Consider the following 24,872-nt stretch of genomic DNA (forward strand, 5'->3'; position numbering starts at 1 on the left):
CTGAGCGTGAACCCGCTTCCGTCTTACCGGGGCCCTCCCTTCAAGTGGATTGCGACGTGACGGTCCTCCGCCGCCTCCGACTGGATGTTGCGATTATTGTGGTCCGGTTCCCGCCCCGTGGGGTATAACCACGGTAGCCGTACCACCCAGCTATCCTTGCGCACGCACGCGATGGGGCTTGTATGCCGCGTATTGTTGCTCCAGTCCTCACCGCGATGCTCGTGCAATTCGGCGCCGCCCCCTTGGTCTGGGCGGCCTCATTCCGCGACGCGGAGAACCACTTTCTGGCGGGCCAGTACGAAGACTGCGTGAGCTTGGCCGCTGCGGAGATACAGCGCGGTGTGCGGTTCGAGCCGTGGCGGCACGTGAAGGCCGAAGCGGAAATGGAGCTCGGTCGTTACGCCGACGCGCGCGAGACGGTGGAGGAGGGGATCGCCGCCTACCCGCTCAGCATCGAGATGCGGCTGCTTGCCTGCAAGGTGTTCCGCTACAACGATATGCCGCAGGCCGCCCAGACGCAGTTGCGGCAGGTCGCCGAGATCGTCCGCGCCCGCATCCGCCGCCGTGTTTCGCCCGACGAACAGTTGGCGATGGGGCAATACCTGCTCGAACAGGGCGCCGATGCGCGCCAGGTACTCGAGCTTTGCTACGACCCCGTGACCCAAGGATTCCCCGACTTCGTCGACGGCCACCTGGCCACGGCCCGGCTCGCTCTAGACAAGTACGACAACCGCTTGGCTGCAAGCACCCTGCTCGCCGTCCCCGAGACCTCACGCACCGATCCCCAGTATCACTACCTGCTGGCGAGCAGCTACTTGGCCGACGACCCGCAGCGGGCGACCGAGGCGCTCAACCAAGCCCTGGAGATCAATCCTCGACACACGGGCAGCCTGTTGATCGTCGCCGAGAAGCAGATCGATGGCGAACAATACGTCCAGGCGCACCAGACGCTCGACCAGGTGCTGAAGATCAATCCCAAACAGCCCAAGGCGTTGGCGTTTGAGGCCGTGCTGGCCAACCTCGAGGGGGACCCGGCCGGCGAGAAGGCCCGCCGTGAGGCCGCTCTGGCGAGTTGGCCGCAGAACCCCGAGGTGGACTACACGATCGGCGCCAAGCTCTCGGACAAGTACCGCTTCGCCGAGGGCGCGTCCTACCAGCGGCGCGCCCTGGAGATGGACGGCCGCTACCTGCCCGCCCGGGTCCAATTAGCGCAAGACTTGCTCCGGTTGGGGGACGAGGAGGAAGGCTGGCGGCTGATCCAGGAGGTGTCCGCCACCGACGGTTACAACGTCGTTGCTCACAACCTCGTGACCCTGCACGACAGCCTGGACGGGTACCGCGTGCTGCAGAACGAGTCGTTCCGCGTGCGGATGCCCCAGCACGAAGCGGCCGTCTACGGCGAGCGTGTCCTCGAACTGCTCGACGAGGCCAAACGCAGGCTGTGCGACAAGTACCAGGTCGAGTTAGGCGGCCCGGTGGTGGTCGACATCTTCGCAAACAAGAACGACTTCGCCGTCCGCACGTTCGGCATCCCGGGGGCAGACGGGTTCCTGGGCGTCTGCTTCGGCAACGTCATCACCGCCAATAGTCCCGCCGCCCTTGGGGCGACCAAGGCCAACTGGCAGGCCGTGCTGTGGCACGAGTTCTGCCACGTCGTTACGCTGCAGAAATCGCGCAACAAAATGCCTCGCTGGCTGAGCGAGGGCATCTCGGTTCATGAGGAGCTTGAGCGCGACGGCGGTTGGGGCCAAACGATGACCCCCACGTACCGCCGGTTCATTCTCGCCGGCGAGATGGCGCCGCTGAGTGAGCTGAGTTCGATGTTTTTGGCGCCAGAGAGCCCTATGCGGCTGCAGTTTGCCTACTTCGAATCGGCGATGGCGGTCGGGTACATCGTTGAGAACCACGGCATCGCCGCGATCAAGAACATTCTCGTTGACTTGGCCGACGGCGAATCGATCAATGAGGCGCTCGTTCGTCACGTTGCGCCGCTCGGGAAACTCGATGCCGGGTTCCGCGACTACCTGGTGGAGCAGGCGAACCGTCTGGGGCCAGAGCTCGCCTGGGAAGAACCGGCGCTGCCCGCCGGCGCCGACTCCGGCACGATTGCCCAGTGGCTGAGCGACAACCCCGACAACTTCTACGGTCTGACGCGCTACGCCCAGGCCCTGGCCCGCGAGGAGGACTGGCAGGGGGTGCTCGAACCGGCCAAGCGACTGCGAGCGTTGATTCCCGAGTACACCGGCACGGGCAACGCGTATGCATTGCTGGCCCGGGCCCACCGCGAGTTGGGCGACACGGGCGCCGAACGCGAGGTGCTCCAGGCGTGGAGCGAGCGCGACGGCCAGGCGATGGACGCCTACCTACGCCTGAGCGAGCTGGGCCAATCGGCCGGAGACTGGCCGCTGGTCGCCGCCAATGCGCGGCGGATGTTGGCCGTCGACCCGCTCACGCCCATTCCGCACCGCTACCTCGCCGAGGCCGCCGAGCGTCTCGCCCTGCCTGCCGACGCGATCACCGCCTACCGGGCGTTGCTGCGGTTCGATACGGTCGATCCGGTGCACGTCCATTTTCGCCTGGCGCAGCTGCTGCGAGATGAAGGGCGCTGGGACCAGGCCCGCCGCCAAGTGCTGCTCGCCCTGGAAGACGCGCCGCGGTTCTTGGCCGCGCACCGACTGCTGCTAGAGCTCGCCGAATCAGGGGGCGCCGACATTGTCGACGAGAGCCCGATTCCGCCGGACGCGCTCGAAGGAGCAGATGAGCCATGAAGCAGAACGTTCGATGCCTGCTGCCGATCCGGCCCGCAGCAGCCGCCGCGTTGTTCCTGACGATTGCCGGCGTGGTCGCGGCGCAGCGTGGATTTGAGAGCTGGTACGACGACTCCGACAACCGCGGCGGCGTGCCGGACTGGAAAAACCAGGCAGGGTTCGAGAAAGACGTTTTCACGTTCGTCCGTGTGCAGTGGAGTTCCGATGGCGGAACGGGCCGTTTCGGGGACAATGGTCGTGGCTGGGGTCGCGGGCGCGGCGGGGGTTGGCGAACGGACTGGCCCTCGAGCGACAACAACTTCTCGTATCGACTTCAACAACTCACGTCCCTCAAAGTCAATCCGCAACCGGCGATCGTACGACTGACGGACGATGAGCTGTTCGACTATCCATTTATCTATATCATCGAACCAGGGAGCCTCACGTTCTCCGAAGCAGAAGTGGAAGCGTTGCGGCGTTACCTGTTGAGCGGTGGGTTCCTGATGGTCGACGATTTCTGGGGCGACTACGAATGGGCCAACTTCGAAAGCCAGATCAAACGGGTGTTTCCCAACCGCCCGCTGGTCGAACTACCCTTGGACCACGAGGTCTTCTCGTGCGTCTACCGCCTGAAAGAGAAGCCGCAGGTCTGCAGCTACGATCGGGCTTGGGAGAACCGCGATTCCAACGGGCGCGTGCTTCCCGGGAGGGAGAACGTGACGTGGGAAGACGAACGGCGCCACGGCGGTGATTGCCGGACGGTCCACTACAAGGGGATCGTCGACGACAAGGGCCGACTCATGGCCATCATCTGCCACAACACCGATCTGGGCGATGGCTGGGAACGCGAAGGGATGGCCGAGTGGTACTTCAGCGAGTTTGCGGAGAACAAGTCGTACCCTATGGGGATCAACATCGTGGTCTACGCCATGACGCATTGAACCGTTGGGTCAGTTAGCAGGATTTCAGGCGTAGCCCCCAGGCAGCCATGAACCGCGCCGGGCGGATCACCGTGGCTGGTTGCCCAGCGCGGATGTGTTTGTCGCCAGGGAATTGGAATCGCAAGGTGCGGTGAACTCGGAAGCAGTACCCTTTGAATGATCGGAGAAGCCGTGGGCGTAGAGATCGATAGCTACGAGCAGGAACAAGCAGTCGTCGAGCAGATCCGTGACGGCAGCCGGCGGATCCGTGAGGAGTTGTCCAAGGTCATCATCGGGCAGCGGGAGGTCGTCGAGCAGCTCTTGATCACCCTGTTTGCCGGTGGGCACTGCTTGCTCACCGGCGCGCCCGGGCTCGCCAAGACGCTGCTGGTCCGGTCCATCGCCCAGGTGTTCCATCTCAAGTTCCAACGCATCCAGTTCACCCCCGACCTGATGCCGGCCGACATTACCGGGACGGAGATCCTGGAAGAATCGACCGATGGTCACCGGCGTCTGCAGTTCGTCCGCGGCCCGATCTTCGCCAACGTGATCCTGGCCGACGAGATCAACCGCACGCCCCCCAAGACCCAGGCGGCGTTGCTCGAAGCGATGCAGGAGCACCAGGTCACCGCCGGCGGGGTCCGCTACCCGCTCGACGAACCGTTTTTTGTGCTCGCGACCCAGAACCCGATCGAGATGGAGGGGACGTACCCGCTCCCCGAGGCCCAACTCGACCGGTTCATGTTCAACGTGATGATCGACTACCTGCCCGAAGACGAAGAGGTCGACGTCGTGACCGCAACCACTTCGCGCAGGCCCGAGCCGATCGAGCCGATCTTCGGCAGCGACGACGTGCTCCGCTTTCACGAGATCGTCCGCCGGGTGCCCGTGGCCCGCGAGATGGTGCGCTACGCGGTCCGCTTGGCTGCCGCCTCACGCCCGGGGCAGGCGGAAACGCCCGCGTTCGTCAATGACTGGGTGAGTTGGGGCGCCGGGCTGCGGGCCGGGCAGTACCTGATCCTCGGCGCCAAGGCGCGGGCGCTCTTGCAGGGCCGCTCGCACGTGTCGCCCGACGACATCCGCGCCCTCGCTCACGCAACGCTCCGCCATCGTACGCTCATCGGGTACCGCGCCGAGGCAGAGGGAGTCACCGTCGACGACGTCATCGACCGCCTGCTGAAGCACGTAGCCGTTCCCACCCAGTAAGGCGCCACGCCCGCCCATTGGCCCGCCCTTTCGCGATTCGACCATGCCCGCCCCGCTGGACACACGCACGACACACGCTCCCGGGGAGTCGGCCGGCGCCGCGCGCGGCGTGAACTTCGTGGACGCCAAGACGCTGATGCAGATCAAGAATCTGCAGATGCGGGCGAAGGTGATTGTCGAAGGGTTTTACGCGGGCATCCACCGCAGCCCCTACCACGGGATCTCGGTTGAGTTCAGCGAGTACCGCCAGTACGTCCCGGGCGACGACGTGCGCTACGTCGATTGGCGGCTGTTCGCACGCAGCGACCGCTACTATGTGAAGCGGTTCGAAGACGAGACGAACGTGCTTTGCTATTTGCTGGTCGACACGAGCCGGTCCATGGGCTTCGGGGCGGGCGACGTCACGAAGCACGAGTACGCGCGGACCCTGGCCGCTACGATGGCCTACTTTCTCTACCTGCAACGGGACGCGGTCGGACTGGCGGTTTTCGACGAGCACATCCTCGAGTACCTCCTGCCGCGGCGCCGTACGGGACACCTGCGCCGCTTGATGGCCGCCCTGCAGCGCGAGCCGCAGGGGACCGGGACCGACCTGGCGCGCCCGCTCGAGCAGATCGCCAAGACCGTCCGCAAGCGCGGCATGGTCATCTTGATCTCCGACCTGCTCGCGCCGGTCGAAGTGCTCGCCACTCAGCTCGGCTACCTGCGATCACGCGGGCACGAAGTGCTCGTGCTGCGTGTGCTCGATCCGAGCGAATCTACTTTTCCGTTTACCAACCCCCGCGTCTTCCACGACATGGAGTCGGGAAAGAAGTCGTACATTGATCCCCAGGAGGCTCGCAAGAGCTACCTCGACGCATTCAAGGAACACGCGACTGGACTAACCAAAGCATGCAACGACCTGGGCGTGGAGTTTGTGGACTGCCCCACGGATCGGCCGCTTGAGTTGTCGCTGTTCGACCTGCTGCGGGCGAGGATGCTCCGGAGCCGCACCCCCTCGCACAACGACCGCAAGGCGAGGAGGGGGGCTTGAGCGCACTGGCGCCACTCTACTTGCTGGGCATGGCGGCCGTTTCGTTGCCGCTGCTGTTTCACCTCATCCGCCGCACACCCCGTGGCGAGATGCTGTTCAGCTCGTTGATGTTCTTGCGGCCTTCGCCCCCGAGGCTGACCAAGCGGAGCCGGCTGGACAACCTGCTGCTGCTGTTGCTGCGTGGCTTGGCGATCGCCCTGTTGGCGTTGGCGTTCGCGCGACCCCTGTTTCGCCAGACCGCGATGGTGACCCCCGAAGACGTCGGGCGGCAGCGCGTAGCCGTACTAATCGACACGAGCGCCAGCATGCGTCGAGGCGACCTGTGGGAGCAGGCGGTGGCGGCGGTCGACCACGCCTTGGCGGACTATCGTCCGCAAGACCGTTTCGCGGTGTACGCCTTCGACGAGACGCTGCGGCCGGTCGCCAGCTACCAGGATTTGGCCGGACTGGAACCCTCGCGGCGTCGACCGACGGTGGCGCGAAGGCTAACGCAAATCGAGCCGACTTGGGCGGGGACCCACCTGGGACAGGCGTTGGCCGACGCCCTGGCGTCGCTAGAAGACATGCACGACGCCGACAACGAAGAGGTCGCCGCGCCGCGGCGGATCGTGCTCATCAGTGATCTGCAGGCCGGTTGCCGGCTCGACGCCTTGAGCGCCTACGGGTGGCCCGACGACGCCGCGTTAGAGCTGATACCGCTGAGGCTGGACGATCCGACCAATGCCGGCCTGGAGCTGCTCGGGCAGCGCGCCGTGGCCCAGAGGGTGGAGGACGCCCGCGACCAGCGGCTTCGCGTGCGCGTGACGAACGCCGCCGGCTCGAAGGTCGAGGACTTCCGGCTGCAGTGGCAGACCCCAGCGGGGCAGCCGCTGGGGAGTCCCATCGAGGTGCACACGCCCCCCGGCGAGAGCCGCGTGGTGCGGGTTGCTCCACCTGGGTCCGCCGGCCCTCGCCCGCAACTCGTGCTGCGTGGCGACGGCTTCGACTTCGACAACACGGTCTATTATTTGCCCCCAGCGCGCGAAGTCGTACGCGTCGTCTGCCTGGGGAGCGACGACCCCGCGGACGCCGACGGGATGGCGTATTACCTGGACCGGGCCATCGGGAGCGATGCGGCGCGGTCGGCCGAGGTGGCGCACGTGGCGCCCGGCGCCCGCGCGATCCTCGAGGGCGAGCCCCCGGCAATGGTGGTCGTGACCGCCCCGCCGTCCGGGACGCAGGCAACGGAGCTTCGCCGGTTCGTCGAGCGCGGCGGTCTGCTGCTGTACGTGGTCAGCGGTGAAGAGGACGCCGCGGCGCTGGGCGTGCTGCTCGAACAAGAGAGCGTAGAAGTCACCACCGTCGCGCCCGACGACTACGCCCTGCTGGGCGAGATCGACTTCGCCCACCCGCTGTTCTCCGCGATGGCCGGGCCCCAGTTCAATAACTTTACGCAGATCCTGTTCTGGAAGTACCGCCAACTCAACGAAGCCGCGCTGCCGGGCCTGGGCGTCATCGCCCGGTTCGATTCGGGCGACCCGGCCGTCTTGCAGCGTAGCGCCGGCGCCGGTCGATTGCTGGTGATGACCGCGGGGTGGAACCCCAAAGACAGCCAGCTCGCCCGTTCGTGGAAGTTTCCTTTGATGCTCTCGTCGTTGATCGAGAGCCATCACCGGCACACCACCTTCCGTCCCAGCTATCAGGTCGACCAGCGCGTGCCGCTGCCCGCTGGGATCGAGTTGCCAGAAAGTCCTGTCGTCACCAAGCCCAACGGCGACCGGGTTCCGCTCGCCGGCGATGCGACGGTCGTCCTTGGCGCGGATGTTCCTGGCGTCTACCGCGTGAGCACGAGGGATGAACCGGCGGAGTTTGCGGTGCACCTCGACCCGACCGAAAGCAACACCGCGTCGCTGCCCCAGGAAGCGCTGGAGCAGGCCGGGGTGCGGCTATCGACGGAATTTGACGTCGCGGCCGAAAAGGCGAAGATGCAACAGCTGCGCGACGTGGAGCTGGAGGGCCGCCAGAAGATATGGAAATGGCTGGTGGCGCTAGCCATCGTTATGCTGATCGCTGAAACCGGACTGGCCGGTTGGTTCTCGCGATCCGCCGATCAGACGCTCGCCGCGGCATGATCCCCAACCCAGGGTGCGTCAGGAAAAACGGATGATCCAGGACCTCCACAAGATGCTCCGTGCGGTCCGCTCACGCATGCAAATCGTGCGTCAGCGGTGGGCGCTCACGCTCTGCTGGCTTGTGTGGGCGGCCCTCGCCGGACTGCTCTGGGCCAACGCGGACGAAGTTGATTTCACCGGTCGGCAGCTTGCGCTCACGGTTGCAGCCGGCGCGCTGCTGACCGCCGTGGTTTGCCGGATCCTCGTGCTGCGGAGCCTGCGCGACCCGCACCGGGTGGCCCAACGCATCGAAGCCAAACACCCGGAGCTCGGCGCCTCGTTGTTGGCGGCGCTGGAGCAGGCCCCTTCGCCCCAACTTCAGACGCTGGGCTACCTGCAGTCGTCCGTGGTTCGCGAAGCGGTGCGCCACGGCCGCAAGCACAACTGGAACCACGCGGTTTCGGCCGCGCAGCTCGGACTGGCGCAGCTCGCGCAGCTGGCGGCGCTTGCCGTGCTGGTCGCGGCGTGTGTGACGCTGTTCGATCGCGGCGAAGCCGCCGCGCGGCTGAGCGGCCCCACGCTAGGTCTTCGGGCGCCGGCGCAACGGCTCGACTTTGACGTGAGCATCCAGCCCGGCGACACGCAGATCGAACGCGGGACGACGCTGCTGGTCGTGGCCGAGTTCGGCCGTGACGCCCCTACCGAGGCGACGCTCATGCTGCGGGCGACGGAGCGCCTTGCGGACCCCGAAGCAGACGACCGCGTGGCCTCTCGCCCCATGACCCAGAGCTTCGACGACCCGAAGTTTGTGGCCCGAGTGGCGTCGGTCGACAGCGACCTGCGCTACTGGGTGGTATACGCCGGTCAACCGACCCAGCAGTACCGCGTCACGGTGTTTGAGTATCCCAGGCTCGAGCGGGCCGACGCCGGGCTCCTCTACCCCGAGTACACCTCCCTGGCGCCAAAAGCCATCGACAACGTCCGCCACGTCACGGCGGTCGAAGGCGCGCAGCTCACGTTTCGTTGCCGTTTGAACAAGGAAGTGGAGCACGCACGGTTTGTCGACCAGGACGGCGGGGAGGTCCCGCTGGCGCGCACCGGCGACGCGGCGCCGGTCGTCGCGGCGACCCTTACGCTCGACGCGTCTCGCCGGTTCAAACTCCTGCTGACCGACGACCAGGGCCGCCAAAACAAGTCGCCCCCCGAGTTCGTCGTGAAGGTTCTGCCGAACCGGCCGGCCAAACTCAAGATCGCCCAGCCCGCCCGCGACGTGCGCGTCTCGCCCCTTGAAGAACTCGAAGTCTCGGGCGAGGCGACCGATGATTTCGGCTTGCTGCGTAGCGGCATCAGCTACTCGATCGGCGGCAGCGAGCCGCACGACGCCGTGCTGCTCGATCACGCCGGCCCAAAAGCCGGCCCAAAAGCCGCCCCAGACGCCGCGACCAAGAAGTCGCTGGTCGCGCACCTGGTGGACTTCGAGGCGCTCGACGCCCGGCCCGATCAGCTGCTGTCGTACTACGTGTGGGCCGAGGATATCGGTCCCGACGGCGAGGTGCGACAGACGATGAGCGACATGTACTTCGCCGAGGTGCGGCACTTCGAGGAGATCTTCCGGCAGGGCGATCAGCCCACCGGTCAGCAACAGCAGGAGGCCCAAGAGCGGCAACAGCAGCAACAACCTCAGGGCGCCTCGCAGCAGGCCGAAGAGCTCGCCGAACTGCAGAAGCAGATTATCGGCGCCACCTGGGCGCTCGTTCGCCGCGAGACCGCCAAGGCGCCGTCGCCGTCGTTCGCCAACGATGTTGGCGTGCTGGTCGAGTCGCAACAACAGGCCCTCGGGCAACTGGAGGAGTTGACGGGCGAGCTTAGCGATCAAGAGTCGATCGAGCACGCCGCCGCGGCCCGCCAGCAGATGCAAAGCGTCTTAAAGCGGCTCGGCGCGGTCACCACTTCGGCGGGCGCCGACGGGCTGCGGCCCGCCCTGTCGAGCGAGCAGGCCGCGTACCAGGCGCTGCTGAGGCTCCGCGCCCGCGAGTTTAGTGTCGTCCAGGGCGGTCCCCAGCAGCAACAGCAGGGCGCCCAGTCGAGCAGCGCCTCGGGACAACGCAGTCGTTCGCAACAACAGCTCAACCAGCTCGAGTTGTCGGCCGAGGAGAACCGTTATGAGACGCAAAGCCGGGCGCAAGACCAACGCCAGCAGGCCCAGGGGGGTAGCGACCAGGCGCAGCAGGTGCTGGACCGGCTCCGCGAGCTCGCCCGTCGGCAGCAGGACCTGAACGAGCGTGTGCGGCAGGTGCAGTCGGAACTAGAAGCCGCGCAGGACGACGAAGAGCGCGACGCGGTCGAGCGGGAACTCAAGCGGCTGCGAGAGCAGCAGCAGGAGATCCTACGCGACACCGACCAGTTGCAGAGCGAGATGGAGGGCTCCGAGGATGCGCCGCAAACCGAGGACGCTCAGCGCCGGCTCGAGCAGACGCGCGACCGCATCCAGGAGGCTTCCGAAGCACTCCAGCAGGGCCGGGTGTCGGACGCCGCCGCCGAGGGCGCCCGCGCCGAACGCCAGCTGAACGATTTGCGGGACGAGTTCCGCCGCCGCGCGGCCGACGACTTCAGCGAAGAGATGCGACAGCTCAGCGACGCCGCCCGCCGGCTCGACGAGCGGCAACGCGCGTTGACCGAAGAGCTCTCTCAGCAGCAGGAGCGGCAAGACCGCTCGCTGCGGGACGGCGGCGCGCGGCAGGAGGTCGTGGAGGGTCTCGCCGAGCAGCGGCGGGAGTACGAAGAACTCATCGAGCGCATCCAGGAAACCGTACGCGAGGCCGAAGAGCCCGAGCCGCTGCTCGCCAGGCAGCTCTACGAGGCCGTCGGGGAGGCCAGCGACGCCCGGGTGCCCGAAGCCCTCGACGTCGCCGAGCAGCTCCTCGAAATTGGCGTTGTGAAGGACGCCGCCGAATCCATGCGCTCCGCGGGCAACGGCGTCCGCCGGCTCCGCGAGGGAGTGGACAGCGCGGCCCAGAGTGTGTTGGGCGACGAGACCGAGGCGCTCCGCCGCGCCGAGCGTGAGCTGGAAGACCTCGACTCGCAGCTAAACCGCGAGATCCGGCGGGCCCAGGGCGGAGGCGACCCGACGGACCCTCAAGGCGAACGGCAGCCAGGCGAAGAACAAGGCGAAGAACAAGGCGAAGAACAAGGCGAAGAACAAGGCGAAGAACAAGGCGAAGAACAAGGCGAAGAACAAGGCGAAGAACAAGGCGAAGAACAAGGCGAGCAACACGGACAAAGCGGCCGTGAGCAAGAACCGGGTCAACCGGGAGAAGGAGAACAAGCCTCCGAGCCGCCTCGCCAGGATAGCGAGGGCCAACCCGGGGGGCAGCAGCCGGGCGGCAGGCGACAAGACCCCAACGGCCAACCGCCGCGAGGCGAGCCATCCGGCGGTCAACCAACCCAACAAGACCCCCAGCAAGCGGGGCAAGGCGCCGCTGGTGGCGGCGGCCCACAACAACATCAGCAACCGCAAGAGGGCTCAGACGGCGAGCGCGACGACCAGCGGTCAACGGATCGCCAGGAGGGCCAGGGCGGCGGCGCCGGGGAACTGCCCAGCGACTTGACGCGTTGGCTGGAGGCTTCGCGCGCCGGCGCCGAGGGCCCCATCACCGGCGACGCGTTCCGCGCGTGGAACGACCGCATGCGTGATGTGGAGGACCTGCTGGACGATCCGGACCTGCGCGCCCAGGCCGCCCGCATCCGCGACCGCGCCGAGGCCGCCCGGGCCGACTACAAGCGGTTTTCTAAGGAGCCGGATTGGAACCAACTAATCGAAGCGGTCGCGGAGCCGCTGGCCGAGCTGCGCGAGCGCGTCCGCCAGGAGAGGCGGCGGAGGGAATCGCCCGATTCGCTGGTTCCCATCGACCGCGACCCGGTTCCGGTCGAGCACGCCGACACCGTGCAGAAGTACTACGAACGTCTGGGGAGTGGTGAATGACCGAGTGGGGTCTATGGGGCGCTCCCGAATGGGCTGGTGCGGCGATCGTGTTGTTCGCGATCGGCCTGGCAGCACTGCTGTGGAGCTATGGGCGGGCGCCCTGGTCGTTGGGATGGCGTGCGGCCTGCGCCGCACTCAAGGCCACGGGGCTGGCCGCTCTGGCGCTCTGCTTGGTTGAACCGCTCGCCGGCGGAGTCCGCCCCCGGCCCGGCGCCAACTTGTTTGCCGTGGCGGTTGATAACAGCCAGAGCATGCGGGTCCGCGACCCCGGCGGCGGCAAGACGCGGGGAGAAGAACTCCAGCAGATGCTGCTCGCCGAGTCGCGTTGGCAGACGCGGCTGGGGCGCCAGTTCGACGTGCGGCGGTTTGCGATCGACCACCGTCTGCACGACGCCAAGGACTTCACGGGGCTCGATTTCGCGGGAGAGGCGACCGGCCTCGTTTCAGGGCTGGGCGAACTCGAGCGGCGTTTTCGCGGGCTGCCGGTCGGCGGCGTGTTGCTCTTCACGGACGGCAACTCGACCGACGCGTTCAGCGAGTCACTCGATTGGTCCGGGGTCCCGCCCGTTTACCCCGTTGCGGTGGGCGCCCACGACGTGCTGCCGGACGTCTGCGTCGAGAGCATCTCCGTGCGGCAAACCAACTTCGAAACCGCGCCCGTCACGGTGCACGCGGACATCCGCTCCACGGGCGCCGGTGAGCGAGACGTCCAGGTGAGGCTGCTCGATGAGCAGTCCAGCACGATCGATACGAAAACGGTCCACGTTCGGGCCGGGTCGGAGGTCGCCACGGCGCGCTTCCAGGTCCGCCCCGAGCACGCGGGGGTGAACGTGTTCTACGTGACCGCCGCCGGCGGCGCCGACGAAGCGGTCGAGGCGAACAACACGCGGGGCGTGGTCGTCGACAACGGCAAAGGTCCCTTCCGGGTGCTCTACGTCTCGGGACGACCCAACTGGGACTTCAAGTTCCTGCGACGGGCCCTCGCCGACGACGACCAGTTGGAGCTGGTTGGCTTGATCCGCATCGCGAACCGGGAGCCGAAGTTCACGTTCCGCCGCCGCGGCGAGGGCTCGGGGAATCAGCTCTTCGACGGGTTTAACCGCGACGACGAGGACACGGCCGAACGCTACGACGAGCCGGTGCTCACGCGGATCGGCACGCGCGACGAGCAAGAGCTCCGGGACGGCTTTCCGAAGTCGGCAGACGAGTTGTACGCGTACGACGCGATCGTGCTGGACGACGTGGAGGCCGAGTTCTTTTCACCCGACCAACTGGCGATGATCGAGGGGTTCGTGAGCCGTCGTGGCGGTGGGTTGCTGATGGCCGGCGGCGGCGGGTCCTTTGCGGAGGGGGGGTACCGCCTGACCCCCGTTGGCGGCTTGCTGCCGGTCTACCTGGAGCGTGACGCCGCGGACCGCCGGGCCGCGGGCGGCTCGGGGTTCCGCTTGGTGCTGACCCGCGAAGGCTGGCTGCAGGACTGGGTGCGGCTACGCAAGACCCAGGACGAAGAACAAGCGAGGCTGGGGGGCATGCCGGCTTTCCAGACATCGAACGCCGTTGGAAACCTCAAGCCGGGCGCCGTGGAGCTCGCCCGGGTGGCCGACGCCAGCGGCGCTGCGCACCCGGCGCTGGTCGCGCAGCGGTTTGGGCGCGGCCGCTCGGCGGCGCTCTTGGTCGCCGACGTCTGGCGGTGGGGGCTGCGTCGCGCCGAGGTTGACAACGACGACCTCGAAAAGTCTTGGCGGCAGACGATCCGCTGGCTGGTGGCCGATGTCCCGCGACCGGTGGAGGTCGAGGTGGACGCGGCGCCCGACGGCCAAACCTCGGCCCACGCGCAGCTCATCAAGGTTCGCGTCCACGACGCGGAGTACCTGCCGCTCGAGAACGCAACGTTGCAGGTCACGGTGCGTACGCCCGATGGCAGGCAGGTGAAGCTGTCGGCCGAGGCGGACGACGAAGAGGCGGGCCTGTACGTGGCCCAGCACCACTCACGCACCCCGGGACCGCACCGCGTGAGCGTCGAGGCCGCCGGGCCCGACGGCTCGCCCCTGGGCGGGTGCGAGGGGGGCTGGGTGGCCGAACCCCTCGCCGATGAGTTCCGCCGGTTGCGGGTGAACCGCCCGCTGCTAGAAGACATCGCGGCAAGAACCGGTGGCCAGGTCGTGGAGCTGGACGAGCTGGACGGGTTTGTCGCGGGCCTGGAGCAACGCAAGATGCCCGTGACCGAAACGTGGATCAACCCGCTCTGGCACCATCCGGCGTTCTTCACCTTCGCCATCGCGTGCCTCATCGGTGAGTGGGGACTCAGGCGTTGGAAGGGGCTGGCGTAACATGGGATCGACGGCTCGGCGGATCGTGTTGGCTAGCATCAGTGCGTTCTTGCATGCGCAGGCGTACGGCGACGGCGCCGTGCTCCCCAAGCAAGAGATCCTCGTCGTCATCGGCGCCGCAGGCCAGCCCGAGTACGGCCGAATGTTCGGGCAGTGGGCCGACGCGTGGCGCTCCGCGGCGGACGCCGCGCAGGCCAACCTGCAGGTGATCGGCGAAGCGGCCGACGGCGCCGCCGATCGCGAGCAGATCGCCGCCGCGCTGCGGCGGCAGGCGGACGCCCGGCCCGATTTGTTCTGGCTTGTGCTCATCGGGCACGGCACCTACGCCGGCGATTCGGCGAAATTCAACCTGCGCGGCGCCGACGTTACCGCCGAACAACTCGCCGGGTGGCTCGCCCCTATCGGGTCGCCGACGGTGGTCGTCAACTGCGCATCGGCGAGTGGGCCGTTCCTCCATGAGCTGTCGGCCGATGGCCGCATCGTGATTACCGCGACCAAGAGCGGTTACGAACTCAATTTCGCCCGGTTCGGACAGTACTTCTCGGGGGCGCTGACCGATCCGCAGGCCGATCTCGACAAGGACGACCAGGTCTCGCTTCTAGAGGCGTACCTCACGGCGTGCCGCCGCCTGGAAGAGTTCTACGCCGAGGACGCCCGTCTGGCCACCGAACACGCGCTGCTCGATGACAACGGCGACGGGCTGGGGACTCCGGCGGCCTGGTTCCGTGGCTTAAGGGCGACGCAGCGCGCCAAAGAAGGCGGCCAGTTGGACGGCGTCCGCGCCCATCAGGTGCACCTGGTCGCCAGCGATCGCGAGGCCCGCATGCCGCTCGAGCTCCGCAAACGCCGCGACGGGCTGGAACTGGAACTCGAAGCACTCCGCGAGCAGAAGCCAAGCCTCAAGGAGGAAGACTACTATCGTCAACTCGACGCGCTGATGCTTGAGCTGGCGCGGGTCTACCAATCCGCAAACAGCGCCGAGAACGCACACTCAGAGAACGCACAGCCGGAGAACGCACAGCCGGAGAACAACCAGCCGGAGAACAACCAGCCAGAGAACAACCAGATCGACGCGTCCGCGAGATCGGGTGATTGAGCGGGGATTTCTTCTGCCTCGCCTGCTGGGGAGTCGTCCCGCCGAATCCGCCTGCGGCGGATACAGGGGTGTGTCGCTTCGGGCTCTTATCGCGCATCGTGAGTCTCCTGCGGCCCTCATCGGCCAGTGGAGACTCTCATAACACTTGGATCAGGAATTGGGGAGCAGGCCAGGCCAGGCCGAGAAAGGCTCGCGGCCAACCGCCGTTCGCCAGGCCGGGCACGAGTGACTTTGGGTGATCGACGCCGTATGCCCCCAGCGTTTACTGGTACTCGGCGGGGCACGCCGCAGGGCGCTGCGGCCCTCAGCCGAACGCGCCAATCATCAACTCGTTCTTGGAGCTGTTCGCCCAGACCATCCCTGATATGGCGCACGCCGTGATGATCTGGGACGGCGCGGCCGAAACTAGACCCATGGGCACACCAGCGGGCGCCGCAGAACGTGACACTGGTGAAGCCGCCACCCTACTGCCCCGAGCTCAACCCAATCGCGTTTCGGCGCCGTGCGCAACAACCCTGCGGATGGCGGGGCCAACGACGACATCTCCGTGCCTGGAATCGAAGCCTTCGACAGACCCCCTCCGGGCCAAGTGTGAGGCGGCCGCAGGTGGCGCCAGCGCCTGCCCCAGTCCGGCGGATCAATGTAAGGTGACCGGCAATGAGCGGGCGGCGGGACGCACCTGCTCAGAACCCGCCGAGATTATCGGAGAAAATTGCGATGGAGTTCTCTGAGAACTTGCTGATTGCGGCCGCCCAACCGGGGGCGCGCTCGCCCGCGTGGGTCATGACCCTGTTCGCCCTGGGGATGCTGGCCACGTACGTAGGCGTCGCGGTGGATAGCTTCCACAAGACCGTCGCGGCGTTGACGGGCGCCGTCGTGCTGGTCCCGCTAGCGCTGGTGCTGGGGGTGTTGCCCGATTACGACGCCACCTACGAGATCCTCTCGCACGACCTGAACATCTTCGGCGTGATCATCGGGACGGGGATTCTCGTTGACGTTACCGGCCGGAGCGGGTTGTTCCACTTCCTGAGCATCTTGATCGTCAAGGCGACCGGTGGTCGGGCGTCGGCCCTCTACTTCGCGATTTGCACGCTGACGTTCTTGTTTGTCGCGGTGCTAACGATCGTGCCGGCGATGCTCATCCTCAGCTCCCTGGTCCTGGTGATCTGCCGGAAGCTCGCGTACCCCCCCAAGCCGTTCTTGCTGTCGGTCGCTATCTGCGCCAATAGCGGCGCCGTGGTCACTTTCGCGAGTGGTCTGCCGAACATCATGATCGGGACTCAGGCGGGGATCCCCTACGTGCACTTCCTGATGGTGGCCGCGCCTTACGCGCTGATCAGCTTCCTCATCGCGTTGGCCGGGCTGCGTTTCGCGTTTCGCCGGTCGCTGCCGTGGACACAGAGCGACACTCAGCAGGCGGAGCTAAAGAGCCGCATCGAGCGGTTTGACGCCTGGGCGCTCGTCGAAGACCGCGGGGTGCTGGTCCGCAGCGCCGTCATCTTGGCGCTCACGGTTGTCGGATTCGCGCTGGCGCAGCCGCTCGGGGTCGGGATGGACTTCATCGCCATCGCCGGCGGCACCGCCGCGCTGCTCTTCGCCGGCAAGACCATTGAAGACTCCATCGCGAAGGTCAATTGGACGATCATCCTGTTCTTTCTCGGGTTGTTTCTTATCATCGGCTGCGTCAAGGCGACGGGCGCGCTGAACTTGTTGGCCGAACAAGTGGTCGCCTTGTCCGGCGGCAGCACGGGGCTGCTGGTCGCGCTGCTGACGGGGTTCTCCGCGGTCGCTTCGGCGATTATCGACAACATCCCCGTGGCCGCGACGCTCATTCCGGTGGTGGACCAGATCGGCGCCGGCGGCGTGGCGGTCGAGCCGCTTTGGTGGGGCACCATCCTTGGCTGCAACCTCGGCGGCAACGGCACGCCGATCGGGTCGATCTCGTGCGTCATCGCGCTGTATACCTTGAAGAAGGAGGCGCAGCAGAGCGTCTCCTGGGGAGAATTCATCCGGCTGGGGGGTACGATAATGGTTGTGCAGATCGCCGGCGCCATCGCGTATCTGTTGGCCCTGAACGCCATGGGATGGATCCCCCGCCTGCCGGGGTAGCGATGGAACCGGGCCGTGCAGTTCGGTGGACGCCGGCGTTCCACCAGCAGCGTAAGGCCCTCGGCCTTCGTGCTCGGCGTTCCTGCTCAGCGTTCCTGCTCAGCGTTCCTGCTCAGCGTTCCTGCTCAGCGTTCCTGCTCAGCGTTCCTGCTCAGCGTTCCTGCTCGGGGGTCGAGCAGGATCCACTAGAACCAAGCGACCAGCGTACGGGAGCCTCCACCAATGCCTGATCCAACCCAACGCCACGTCGACAACGAGCTCAGCGACTCGATGGACTTGTTCGAGCGGGCGGACGTCGGCGCCGCGGTAGAACTGCGGCAGCTGCGCCCGAGGAAAGTCCTGGTAGCGACCGACGGGTCGGCCCAAGATCACGCGCTCCGATCGTTCGCCAAGCAACTGCAAGATCGCTTGGCGTGCCAGCTTTACTGGCTGGCGGCAGGCGGCCAACCGCCGACGGGTGCGGAGCAAACCGGCGACTGGGTCGCAACGCCCGTCGACGTCGACGCAGCCATCGAACACGACTACGACCAGATCCTCTCCGCCGCCGCATCCTGCGGCGCCGACCTGCTGATGCTGGGGTGCCCGTTCGGTCGCGACCTCGAGTCGCTGGGAGAAGACAGCGCAGGGACCGTCATGGAGGTGATCGCGGCGAGGTCTGCGGTCCCCACGATCTTCATCCGTCGCCCGGACGCCGCGGGGCGGGATCCTTCGGGTCATGTTCGCATCGTCCTGACGCGGGAGAACGCGGCGGCCCCCAGAGCGGCCGGTTGGGCCGCGGGCCTCGTTCAGCCAAGCGGGCGGTTGGAACTGCTGCTGATGGTCGAAGAAAGCACGTACAAGAATTTTAGGGAGATCATGAACGCGCTTCAGCCCGACGCCCGCTTCAACCCGGAGGACCTGGAAGACGCACTGGCGCGAACCTACGCCGGGCTGCATTCGGGCCTTCAACGGGCGTCGGAGGAGTTTGGGTTCGCCTACGATCTAACCCTTCGCTACGAAGCAGACCAACAGCCGATCACCCCCGAACACCCCGCAACCCACCCGGCGCTCGTCGCCCTCGGTCTGGTGCGCAGCGATCACGATTCCAGGAGCGAGGTCTATGATTTCGTGAGACGATCTCCGCATCCGGTGCTGGTGGTCCCCATGGATTGATGCTGGGGCTGCGTGGCGCGGGACAAGCGAAGGATCCGAGGCCCTGCCGGCTCGGGAGGTATCGGGACGGTAAGACCGCACCGGATGCCGGGCCCGATGGTTCGCTGCGGTTTACGGAGGCGCGGCTTCTTGTGGAGGTCCGCATGCCAGTGGAGGTCCGGTTGCCGCGCGTTGCTGAGGCCTCTCGCCACCCCATTCGGGTGGACCACCCGCCCCCCGCGTGCGTCCGGCGCCCATCCGCCCAGGCGCCCCCCACTTCTCTTGGTTCGCCCGCGAGCCAAACTGCGGCGGGCGCCTCCGCTTCGCGGAGCTAGCGGCGGGCCGACCCGGCCGCCGTCTCCACGCCCGGACGCGACCTGACCTCCCAGGCGCGCCCAGGCGCGGCCCCCCGCCCGCCGGTGTTGGTCCCTGCGCGCCGGCTCCGCCGGAGCCTGCATGCGCGGTTGGGCCCGGTTACAATAGCCAGCGGTCGCGCCGAGAGCGTTTCCCGGCCCGGCCATCGCGAGAACCCCCGGTTGGCGGCGTCGCTTGCTGATCCGCGTGCCCATCACGCCGGCGGGTGCTTCGGACTCTTTTCGGTTCCACGGGCTTCTCAAGGGGGCAGCGATGCTACCTATCCATGGTTTGGCGGGCGGCGTGATGCGGATTGCGCTGGTGTTGATGGTCGCTTGGGGGGGCAGGCTTCAGGCGCTCGAAGTGACGGGCCTGACGCTGGTCAACGCGCAGACCGATCTGGATATCGGTCCGCTTACGGACGGGCAGGTGGTCGACCTCGACCGGGTCATCTGGGCGCTGAACGTGCGAGCCAACACAACGGGCGACGTCAAGAGCGTCAGGTTTGGGCTCGACGGTAATCCCTCGCGGGCCGTAGAGAGCGTGGCGCCGTTCGCGCTGGCCGGCGACGCCGACGGCGACTACAACGACTGGACCCCCGAGGCCGGCGGGCACACGCTCACGGCGACCCCCTTCCCCGAAGCGGGCGCCAAGGGGACGCCGGGCGAGCCGTTGGTCGTGACGTTCCGCGTCAAGGGAATCGGCAGAGCGCCCGCCGGGCGGGGGCTCGGCCCGGCGAACCAGACGCCCGACGTCGGCGATGCGCAAGAGCTACGCGTCCTGTGGGGCCAAGTCGCTGCGCCGGTCGGCGGCCAAGCGGTCGTGTCTGGCGAGCTCAAGCAGTGGCACAACGTGACGCTCACGTTCGACGGCCCGCAGGCGGATGTCGCCGGGAAACCGAACCCTTGCCTGCACTACCGTCTCAACGTCTTGTTTACCCAAGGCGATCGCCGGTTCCTGGCGCCGGGCTACTACGCCGGCGACGGCCGCGGGGGCGACGCCGGCAACCGGTGGCGTGTCCACTTCGCGCCCCCTACCACCGGAGCGTGGGGCTACAAGGCCTCCTTCCGCGCAGGCTATCAGGTCAACGTCAGCCTCGACCCGAACGCGGGCGTTCCCGCGGCGTGCGATGGCGCCTCGGGGAGCGTCGCCGTCGCCCCCTCAGACAAAAAGGCGCCCGACTTCCGCGCGGCCGATCGCGGCCTGCTCAAGAATCGTGGCGGGCACTACCTGACGTTCGCCAACGGCCGGTTCTGGCTCAAGGGCGGCCCCGATATCCCGGAGAACTTCCTCGGCTACGATGGCTTCGACAACACCCCCAAGGCCGGTCATCGCTACGAGGCCCACGCCGCGGACTGGGAGCCGGGCGACCCTGATTGGGGGGACGGCCGAGCGCGGCGTCTGATCGGCGCGCTCAACGCCATCGCCAACCTGGGCGGAAACTGCGTCTACTTCCTGCCGATGAACATCGGCGGCGACGGCAAGGACACGTTCCCGACCATCGATCCGCTAGAAAAACTCCGGTACGACCATTCCAAGCTCCAGCAGTGGGAGACCGTGTTCGCGCACGCCCAGCAGAAGGGGATCTTCCTCCACTTCCAGCTCGCAGAAACCGAGGACGCCAACGAGAACTACCACGACAACGGAGAGCTGGGTCCCGAACGCAAGCTCTTCTATCGAGAGCTGATCGCCCGCTTTGGCCATCACAACGCCAGCGAGTTCAATATCGGCGAGGAGAACGACTACGGGCCCGACAAGCAGGTTCGGTTCGCTCAGTACATCCGCGACGTCGACCCCTACGATCACCCGCTCACCACGCACACGAAAGGCGTCGACGCCTTCTATCGGCCCCTCGTCGACCGCTTGGCGGCGGGCAAACCGGTGGTGATCGACATGACCTCGTTCCAGAGCGGCGCGACCGGCAAGGACCTGGCGCGGCTGGTGCAGAAGTACCGCGACGCGTCGGCCGAGCACGGCCGCCCGTGGATCATCTCGCTCGACGAGCCTCAGAAGATCGAGAACGACAAGACGGATCTCGCCGAGGGGTACGCCTTCGGGCGTCGCGGCAAGCTCTGGCCAACCTACATGGGGGGGGGCGGCGGCTTCGAGTGGTACGTCCAGATGGACGGCGGCGGGCACGCCTTCGACCACAAGATCGAGAGCTTCTACGACATGGACGACGCGCTGCGTTGGACGGCCATCGCGCGGGAATTTCTGGGGACTTTCCCGCTCCCCGAGATGCGCCCGGCGCACCACCTGGGCGCCTCGCGCGGCGGCGGGTTCGTCTACGTGCTCGCCAAGCCGAACGAGCAGTACGCCGTCTACAGCGAACGCTGCGAGGCGCCGCTGGAACTCGACCTGACAGGGGCGGAGGGCCGGTTCGAGGTGCGCTGGCTCGATCCGCGCAACGGCGGCCCGCTCGCCGTGGGAACGGTCGACACGGTCGAGGGCGGCGGCAAGCGGAGCCTCGGCTCCCCCCCCAACCAGGCGTACGACTCGGCCGTTGACAAGGGGGCCGTCGACAGGGACGCCGTCGACAAGGACGCCGTCGACAGGGACTGGGCCGTGGCGGTTCGGCGCGTAGAGTGAATCGGCCGGCCGCGCGGCGCCAGCCGTCCACGGCCCGGTCCCCCCCGCGCGGCGGCCCGCGGCGGGCCCGCTTGCTGCGGGCGGCCCACCGGCCACCGGACCGCGGGGGCGTCCTGCGCGGCGGTTGGCGGGCGCCGCCAACCCGCAGCGGCGGCTCGACTCGGCCGAGGGTCACTTGGTGTACGAGACGCGCCAAACGACGCCGCCGTCGTCGTCGCTCACCAGCAGGTCGCCGCGCGGCGTGACCGCGACCCCCACGGGGCGGCCGTACACCTGGCTCGCGTCGCCGTCGGCGATGAAGCCGGTGAGGAAGTCCTCGGGGGGCCGGGGCCGCCCCGCTCCGTCGAACGGCACGAACAGCACCTTGTAGCCGGCGAAGTTGGCGCGGTTCCACGAGCCGTGCTGACCCACAAACGCCCCGCGGTGGAAGCGTGCGGGGAACTTGTCGTGGGTGTAGAACGCCAGGCCCAACGACGCGGTGTGCGGGCCCACGGGCACGTCGGGCACGATCGCGCGCTCGACCAGGTCCTGATGGGGGTCCTGGGCCCACCGCGGGTCACCGATGCCGCCGAAGTAGGAATAGGGCCAGCCGTACCACCCGCCCCGGCGGACGCTCGTGATGTAGTCCGGGACGAGGTTGTCGCCGATCTCGTCGCGTTCGTTGACCGCGGCCCACAGCTCCCCGGTGACCGGGTTGTAGTCCAGGCCGACCGGGTTGCGTAGGCCCGACGCGTAGAGCGCTTCGCCCGACCCGTCGGGGTCCATCTCGAGGATGCAGGCGCGTCGCTCCTCCTTGTCCATGCCGTGCTCCCCGACATTGCTGGAGGAGCCCACGGTCACCAGCAGGCGCCGGCCGTCCTTGGTCGGCAGCAGGTTGCGGGTCCAGTGGTGGTTGTAGCCCCCCGCGGGGAGCTCGGCGATCCGCTCACCTGCGCCCTCGAGGCGCGTCGCCGCTGCGCGGTAGGGCCACCGCATCACCGAGTCGACGTTCCCGACGTAGAAGTGGTCGTCGAGGATCGCCATGCCGTAGGGCTGGTTGAGCCCGTTCGCCCCGTCGGCGAAATCGAACCTCTCCTCCACCCGGCCGTCGCCGTCGGCGTCGCGGAGCAGCACCACGCGGTTGGCGCTCCTGCCGGCGTCGTCGCTGAGGGCCACGAAGTAGTCGGCGCCGCTCGGCCCGACGTAGACCCGCCGCGGGTGCGCGAGGTTGTCGGCGAACCTCGTGACCGTGAACCCCGCGGGCGCCCGCGGCGCAGCCCCCTCGGGCCACGGCACGATCCGGCTCCGCTTGGTCACCGACTTCGACGCGTAGGGGGGCGGCAACGTCAGGTCGCCCACCGCGGTCGACACCCTCACCGGCGGCCGCGAGGCCAGCTCCGCCTTTTGTGCTGCGCTGGGCGGCTGGACACCGTCGGCGTCCACCGCAGCAGTCGCGCCGAGCAACCAGCAGAGGGTACCCAGGGCAAACAGCGGGCGGGGGGTTCGCATGGCGCTACGTCTGGGTCGGTTGGATGATGCGGCTCAAGACGATCGGTCCCCACGGGGCCGTCGCCGCCGCCTATTCTAGCGTCCCGCGGGGCGGGCGGCCTGGGGTCGTCCGCCGCCGGCCGCCCCCTGCGTGGAACAAGCCTCGGGAGGGTGTGGACACTAGGGCGTCGGCGGCGGCGCCGATCGGGGGCCAACGCCCGGCCCGTCCGCCGGCGCCGCCGGCCGAGTCGGGCGGCGGTATACTTGCCGGGGAACCCGTCCGCGGAGGCCGACGGGCCGCGTGCAGGCCGCGGCCGCGGCCCGCGCGGGAAACCCGCCCATGCAACGCTCCGATGGCGACCCGCGATGCGCTCGTTCAGTTCCTACGCGATTGTGCCGGCGGCCGGCCGGAGCCGCCGGATGGGCTCGGACAAGCTGATGCTCGCCGTCGCGGGCCGGCCTCTGATCGACTCCACGCTGCGGGCGTGGACCAACAGCGCCGCGGACCACGTCGTCGTGGTGGTCCGTGGCGAAGACCAACCGCTGCGCGACCGGTGCCGGCTGGCCGGCGTCGAGGTAGCCGCGGCGGGCGCCGACCCGGCGGAGATGCGCGACTCGCTGGAGATCGGGCTGCGGTATGTGGCCGAACGATTTGCTCCGGAGCCCAACGACGCGTGGCTCGTGGCGCCGGCCGACATGCCGGGCCTCGGGCCCACGGCGATCGATCTTGTGCTCGCGCAGTACGACGCGCGTTGCCCCCGCGTGATCGTGCCGCGGGTCGCGGGCAAGCGGGGGCACCCGGTGCTGCTCCCGTGGTCGGCGGCCGCCGCGTTTACTCGGTCGCCCCCGCACGAGGGGCTCGACGCGTTCGTGCGGCGGTCGCGGGCGCTTGAAGTGCCGCTGGCGGGCCCGGGCGCCGTGCTGGATATCGACACCCCGGCCGATTATCGGCGGCTGGTTTCCGGGGGGGGAGACTAGTTTGCAGGGAGTGCGGGGATCGCCTAGGCTGACGGCTGGCGGACCGCTGCTGGCCGCGGCCTCCTACGCTGGCGCCGGTCCGCCGCGGGCGGCGGGGGCCTTCGCGTCAGGGGCCTTCGCGTCGGGGGCCATCGCGTCAGGGGCCATCGCGTCAGGGGCCATCGCGTCAGGGGCCATCGCGTCAGGGGCCATCGCGTCAGGGGCCATCGTGGCGGGGCCGATTTGTCAGGCGCCGGTTTGTTCGACGGTGAGGCGAGAGGGACCAGGTCATGCCGGGCAGCTTCACAATCAGCGTCAACGGGGCGGACCGCGCCGTCGTGACGGACGCCGACCGCCCGCTGCTGGATGTGCTCAGGGAGGAGTTGGGGCTGACGGGCACGAAGTACGGCTGCGGTGAAGGCGCTTGCGGCGCGTGCACCGTGATCTTGAACGGGGAGGCGGCCCGGTCGTGCATCACGACCATCGAAGAGGCCAGCGGCTGCGAGGTAGAAACGATCGAGGGCCTGGCGGACCGGCAGCAGCTCCACGCGGTTCAGCAGGCCTTCATCGACGAGTCGGCGATGCAGTGCGGGTATTGCGTGCCGGGGCAGATCATGGCGGCGGTCGCGTTGTTGCGCAGCGCTCCGCAGGCGACGCGCGCCGACGTCGTCGCGGCCATGAGCGGGAATCTTTGCCGCTGCTGCAACTACTCCCGCATCCGCGCAGCGGTCGAGAAAGCGTCGGGCGCGTCTTGACCGGCGCGTCTTGACGGGCGCGGGCCGGTAGAGTTTGCCGGAAGCATGGAGCGGGCTTATCCTGGGCGGCGCAATCCGGCGGGCGTTCCGCTCGCCGAACAACAGC

Annotated in this window: 14 protein-coding genes; 13 read left to right on the forward strand and 1 reads right to left on the reverse strand. The window is 67.9% G+C overall.

Annotated features, from left to right (window positions below):
• Positions 1–215: 215 nt before the first annotated feature.
• The 11 genes from Pla175_RS13180 (at position 216) to Pla175_RS13230 (ending at position 21,587) form a co-directional block, all read left to right on the forward strand.
• A complete protein-coding gene (locus Pla175_RS13180; RefSeq protein WP_197526781.1) occupies positions 216–2,768 on the forward strand; it encodes a tetratricopeptide repeat protein in 2,553 nt (850 codons plus the stop codon).
• Complete coding sequence (locus tag Pla175_RS13185; protein ID WP_145285511.1) at positions 2,765–3,688, forward strand: DUF4159 domain-containing protein; 924 nt, start codon at positions 2,765–2,767, stop codon at positions 3,686–3,688. Before Pla175_RS13180 ends, Pla175_RS13185 begins: the two co-directional genes overlap by 4 nt.
• Positions 3,689–3,844: 156 nt before the next feature.
• Positions 3,845–4,873 (forward strand): AAA family ATPase, encoded by a 1,029-nt coding sequence (locus Pla175_RS13190; RefSeq protein ID WP_145285514.1) that lies wholly within the window; start codon positions 3,845–3,847, stop codon positions 4,871–4,873.
• Positions 4,874–4,916: 43 nt separating this feature from the next.
• Positions 4,917–5,906 carry a DUF58 domain-containing protein gene (locus Pla175_RS13195; protein WP_145285518.1) on the forward strand — a complete coding sequence of 330 codons (990 nt, stop codon included), beginning with the start codon at positions 4,917–4,919 and terminating at the stop codon, positions 5,904–5,906.
• Positions 5,903–8,017: a BatA domain-containing protein gene (locus Pla175_RS13200; RefSeq protein ID WP_145285522.1), complete on the forward strand. Its 2,115-nt coding sequence runs from the start codon at positions 5,903–5,905 to the stop codon at positions 8,015–8,017. The genes Pla175_RS13195 and Pla175_RS13200 overlap by 4 nt, the downstream gene beginning before the upstream one ends.
• Before the next feature lie 31 nt (positions 8,018–8,048).
• Positions 8,049–11,978, forward strand: a complete 3,930-nt coding sequence (locus Pla175_RS13205) for a coiled-coil domain-containing protein (RefSeq protein WP_145285526.1) — start codon at positions 8,049–8,051, stop codon at positions 11,976–11,978.
• Complete coding sequence (locus Pla175_RS13210) at positions 11,975–14,308, forward strand: glutamine amidotransferase (RefSeq protein ID WP_145285529.1); 2,334 nt, start codon at positions 11,975–11,977, stop codon at positions 14,306–14,308. The genes Pla175_RS13205 and Pla175_RS13210 overlap by 4 nt, the downstream gene beginning before the upstream one ends.
• Position 14,309: 1 nt before the next feature.
• Positions 14,310–15,404: a hypothetical protein gene (locus Pla175_RS13215; protein WP_231953878.1), complete on the forward strand. Its 1,095-nt coding sequence runs from the start codon at positions 14,310–14,312 to the stop codon at positions 15,402–15,404.
• 717 nt (positions 15,405–16,121) lie between these two features.
• Positions 16,122–17,513, forward strand: coding sequence for an ArsB/NhaD family transporter (locus Pla175_RS13220; protein ID WP_231953879.1), 1,392 nt, complete (start codon positions 16,122–16,124; stop codon positions 17,511–17,513).
• A 222-nt stretch (positions 17,514–17,735) separates the two neighbouring features.
• On the forward strand, positions 17,736–18,665 hold the full coding sequence (locus tag Pla175_RS13225) for a universal stress protein (protein WP_145285535.1): 930 nt from the start codon (positions 17,736–17,738) through the stop codon (positions 18,663–18,665).
• 606 nt (positions 18,666–19,271) lie between these two features.
• Positions 19,272–21,587: a DUF5060 domain-containing protein gene (locus Pla175_RS13230; RefSeq protein WP_145285540.1), complete on the forward strand. Its 2,316-nt coding sequence runs from the start codon at positions 19,272–19,274 to the stop codon at positions 21,585–21,587.
• A 171-nt stretch (positions 21,588–21,758) separates the two neighbouring features.
• On the opposite strand, the gene Pla175_RS13235 is transcribed toward Pla175_RS13230, so the two are convergent.
• Entirely contained in the window at positions 21,759–23,075 is a 1,317-nt protein-coding gene (locus tag Pla175_RS13235; protein ID WP_145285543.1) for a PQQ-dependent sugar dehydrogenase, read from the reverse strand.
• Between the two features lie 345 nt (positions 23,076–23,420).
• Here Pla175_RS13235 and Pla175_RS13240 point away from each other — a divergent pair, with 345 nt between their 5' ends.
• On the forward strand, positions 23,421–24,032 hold the full coding sequence (locus tag Pla175_RS13240; protein ID WP_145285546.1) for a nucleotidyltransferase family protein: 612 nt from the start codon (positions 23,421–23,423) through the stop codon (positions 24,030–24,032).
• A 269-nt stretch (positions 24,033–24,301) separates the two neighbouring features.
• Entirely contained in the window at positions 24,302–24,766 is a 465-nt protein-coding gene (locus Pla175_RS13250; RefSeq protein WP_145285549.1) for a (2Fe-2S)-binding protein, read from the forward strand.
• The last annotated feature ends 106 nt before the right edge of the window (positions 24,767–24,872 follow it).

The organism is Pirellulimonas nuda (genome assembly GCF_007750855.1).
GTDB classification, from domain to species: domain Bacteria; phylum Planctomycetota; class Planctomycetia; order Pirellulales; family Lacipirellulaceae; genus Pirellulimonas; species Pirellulimonas nuda.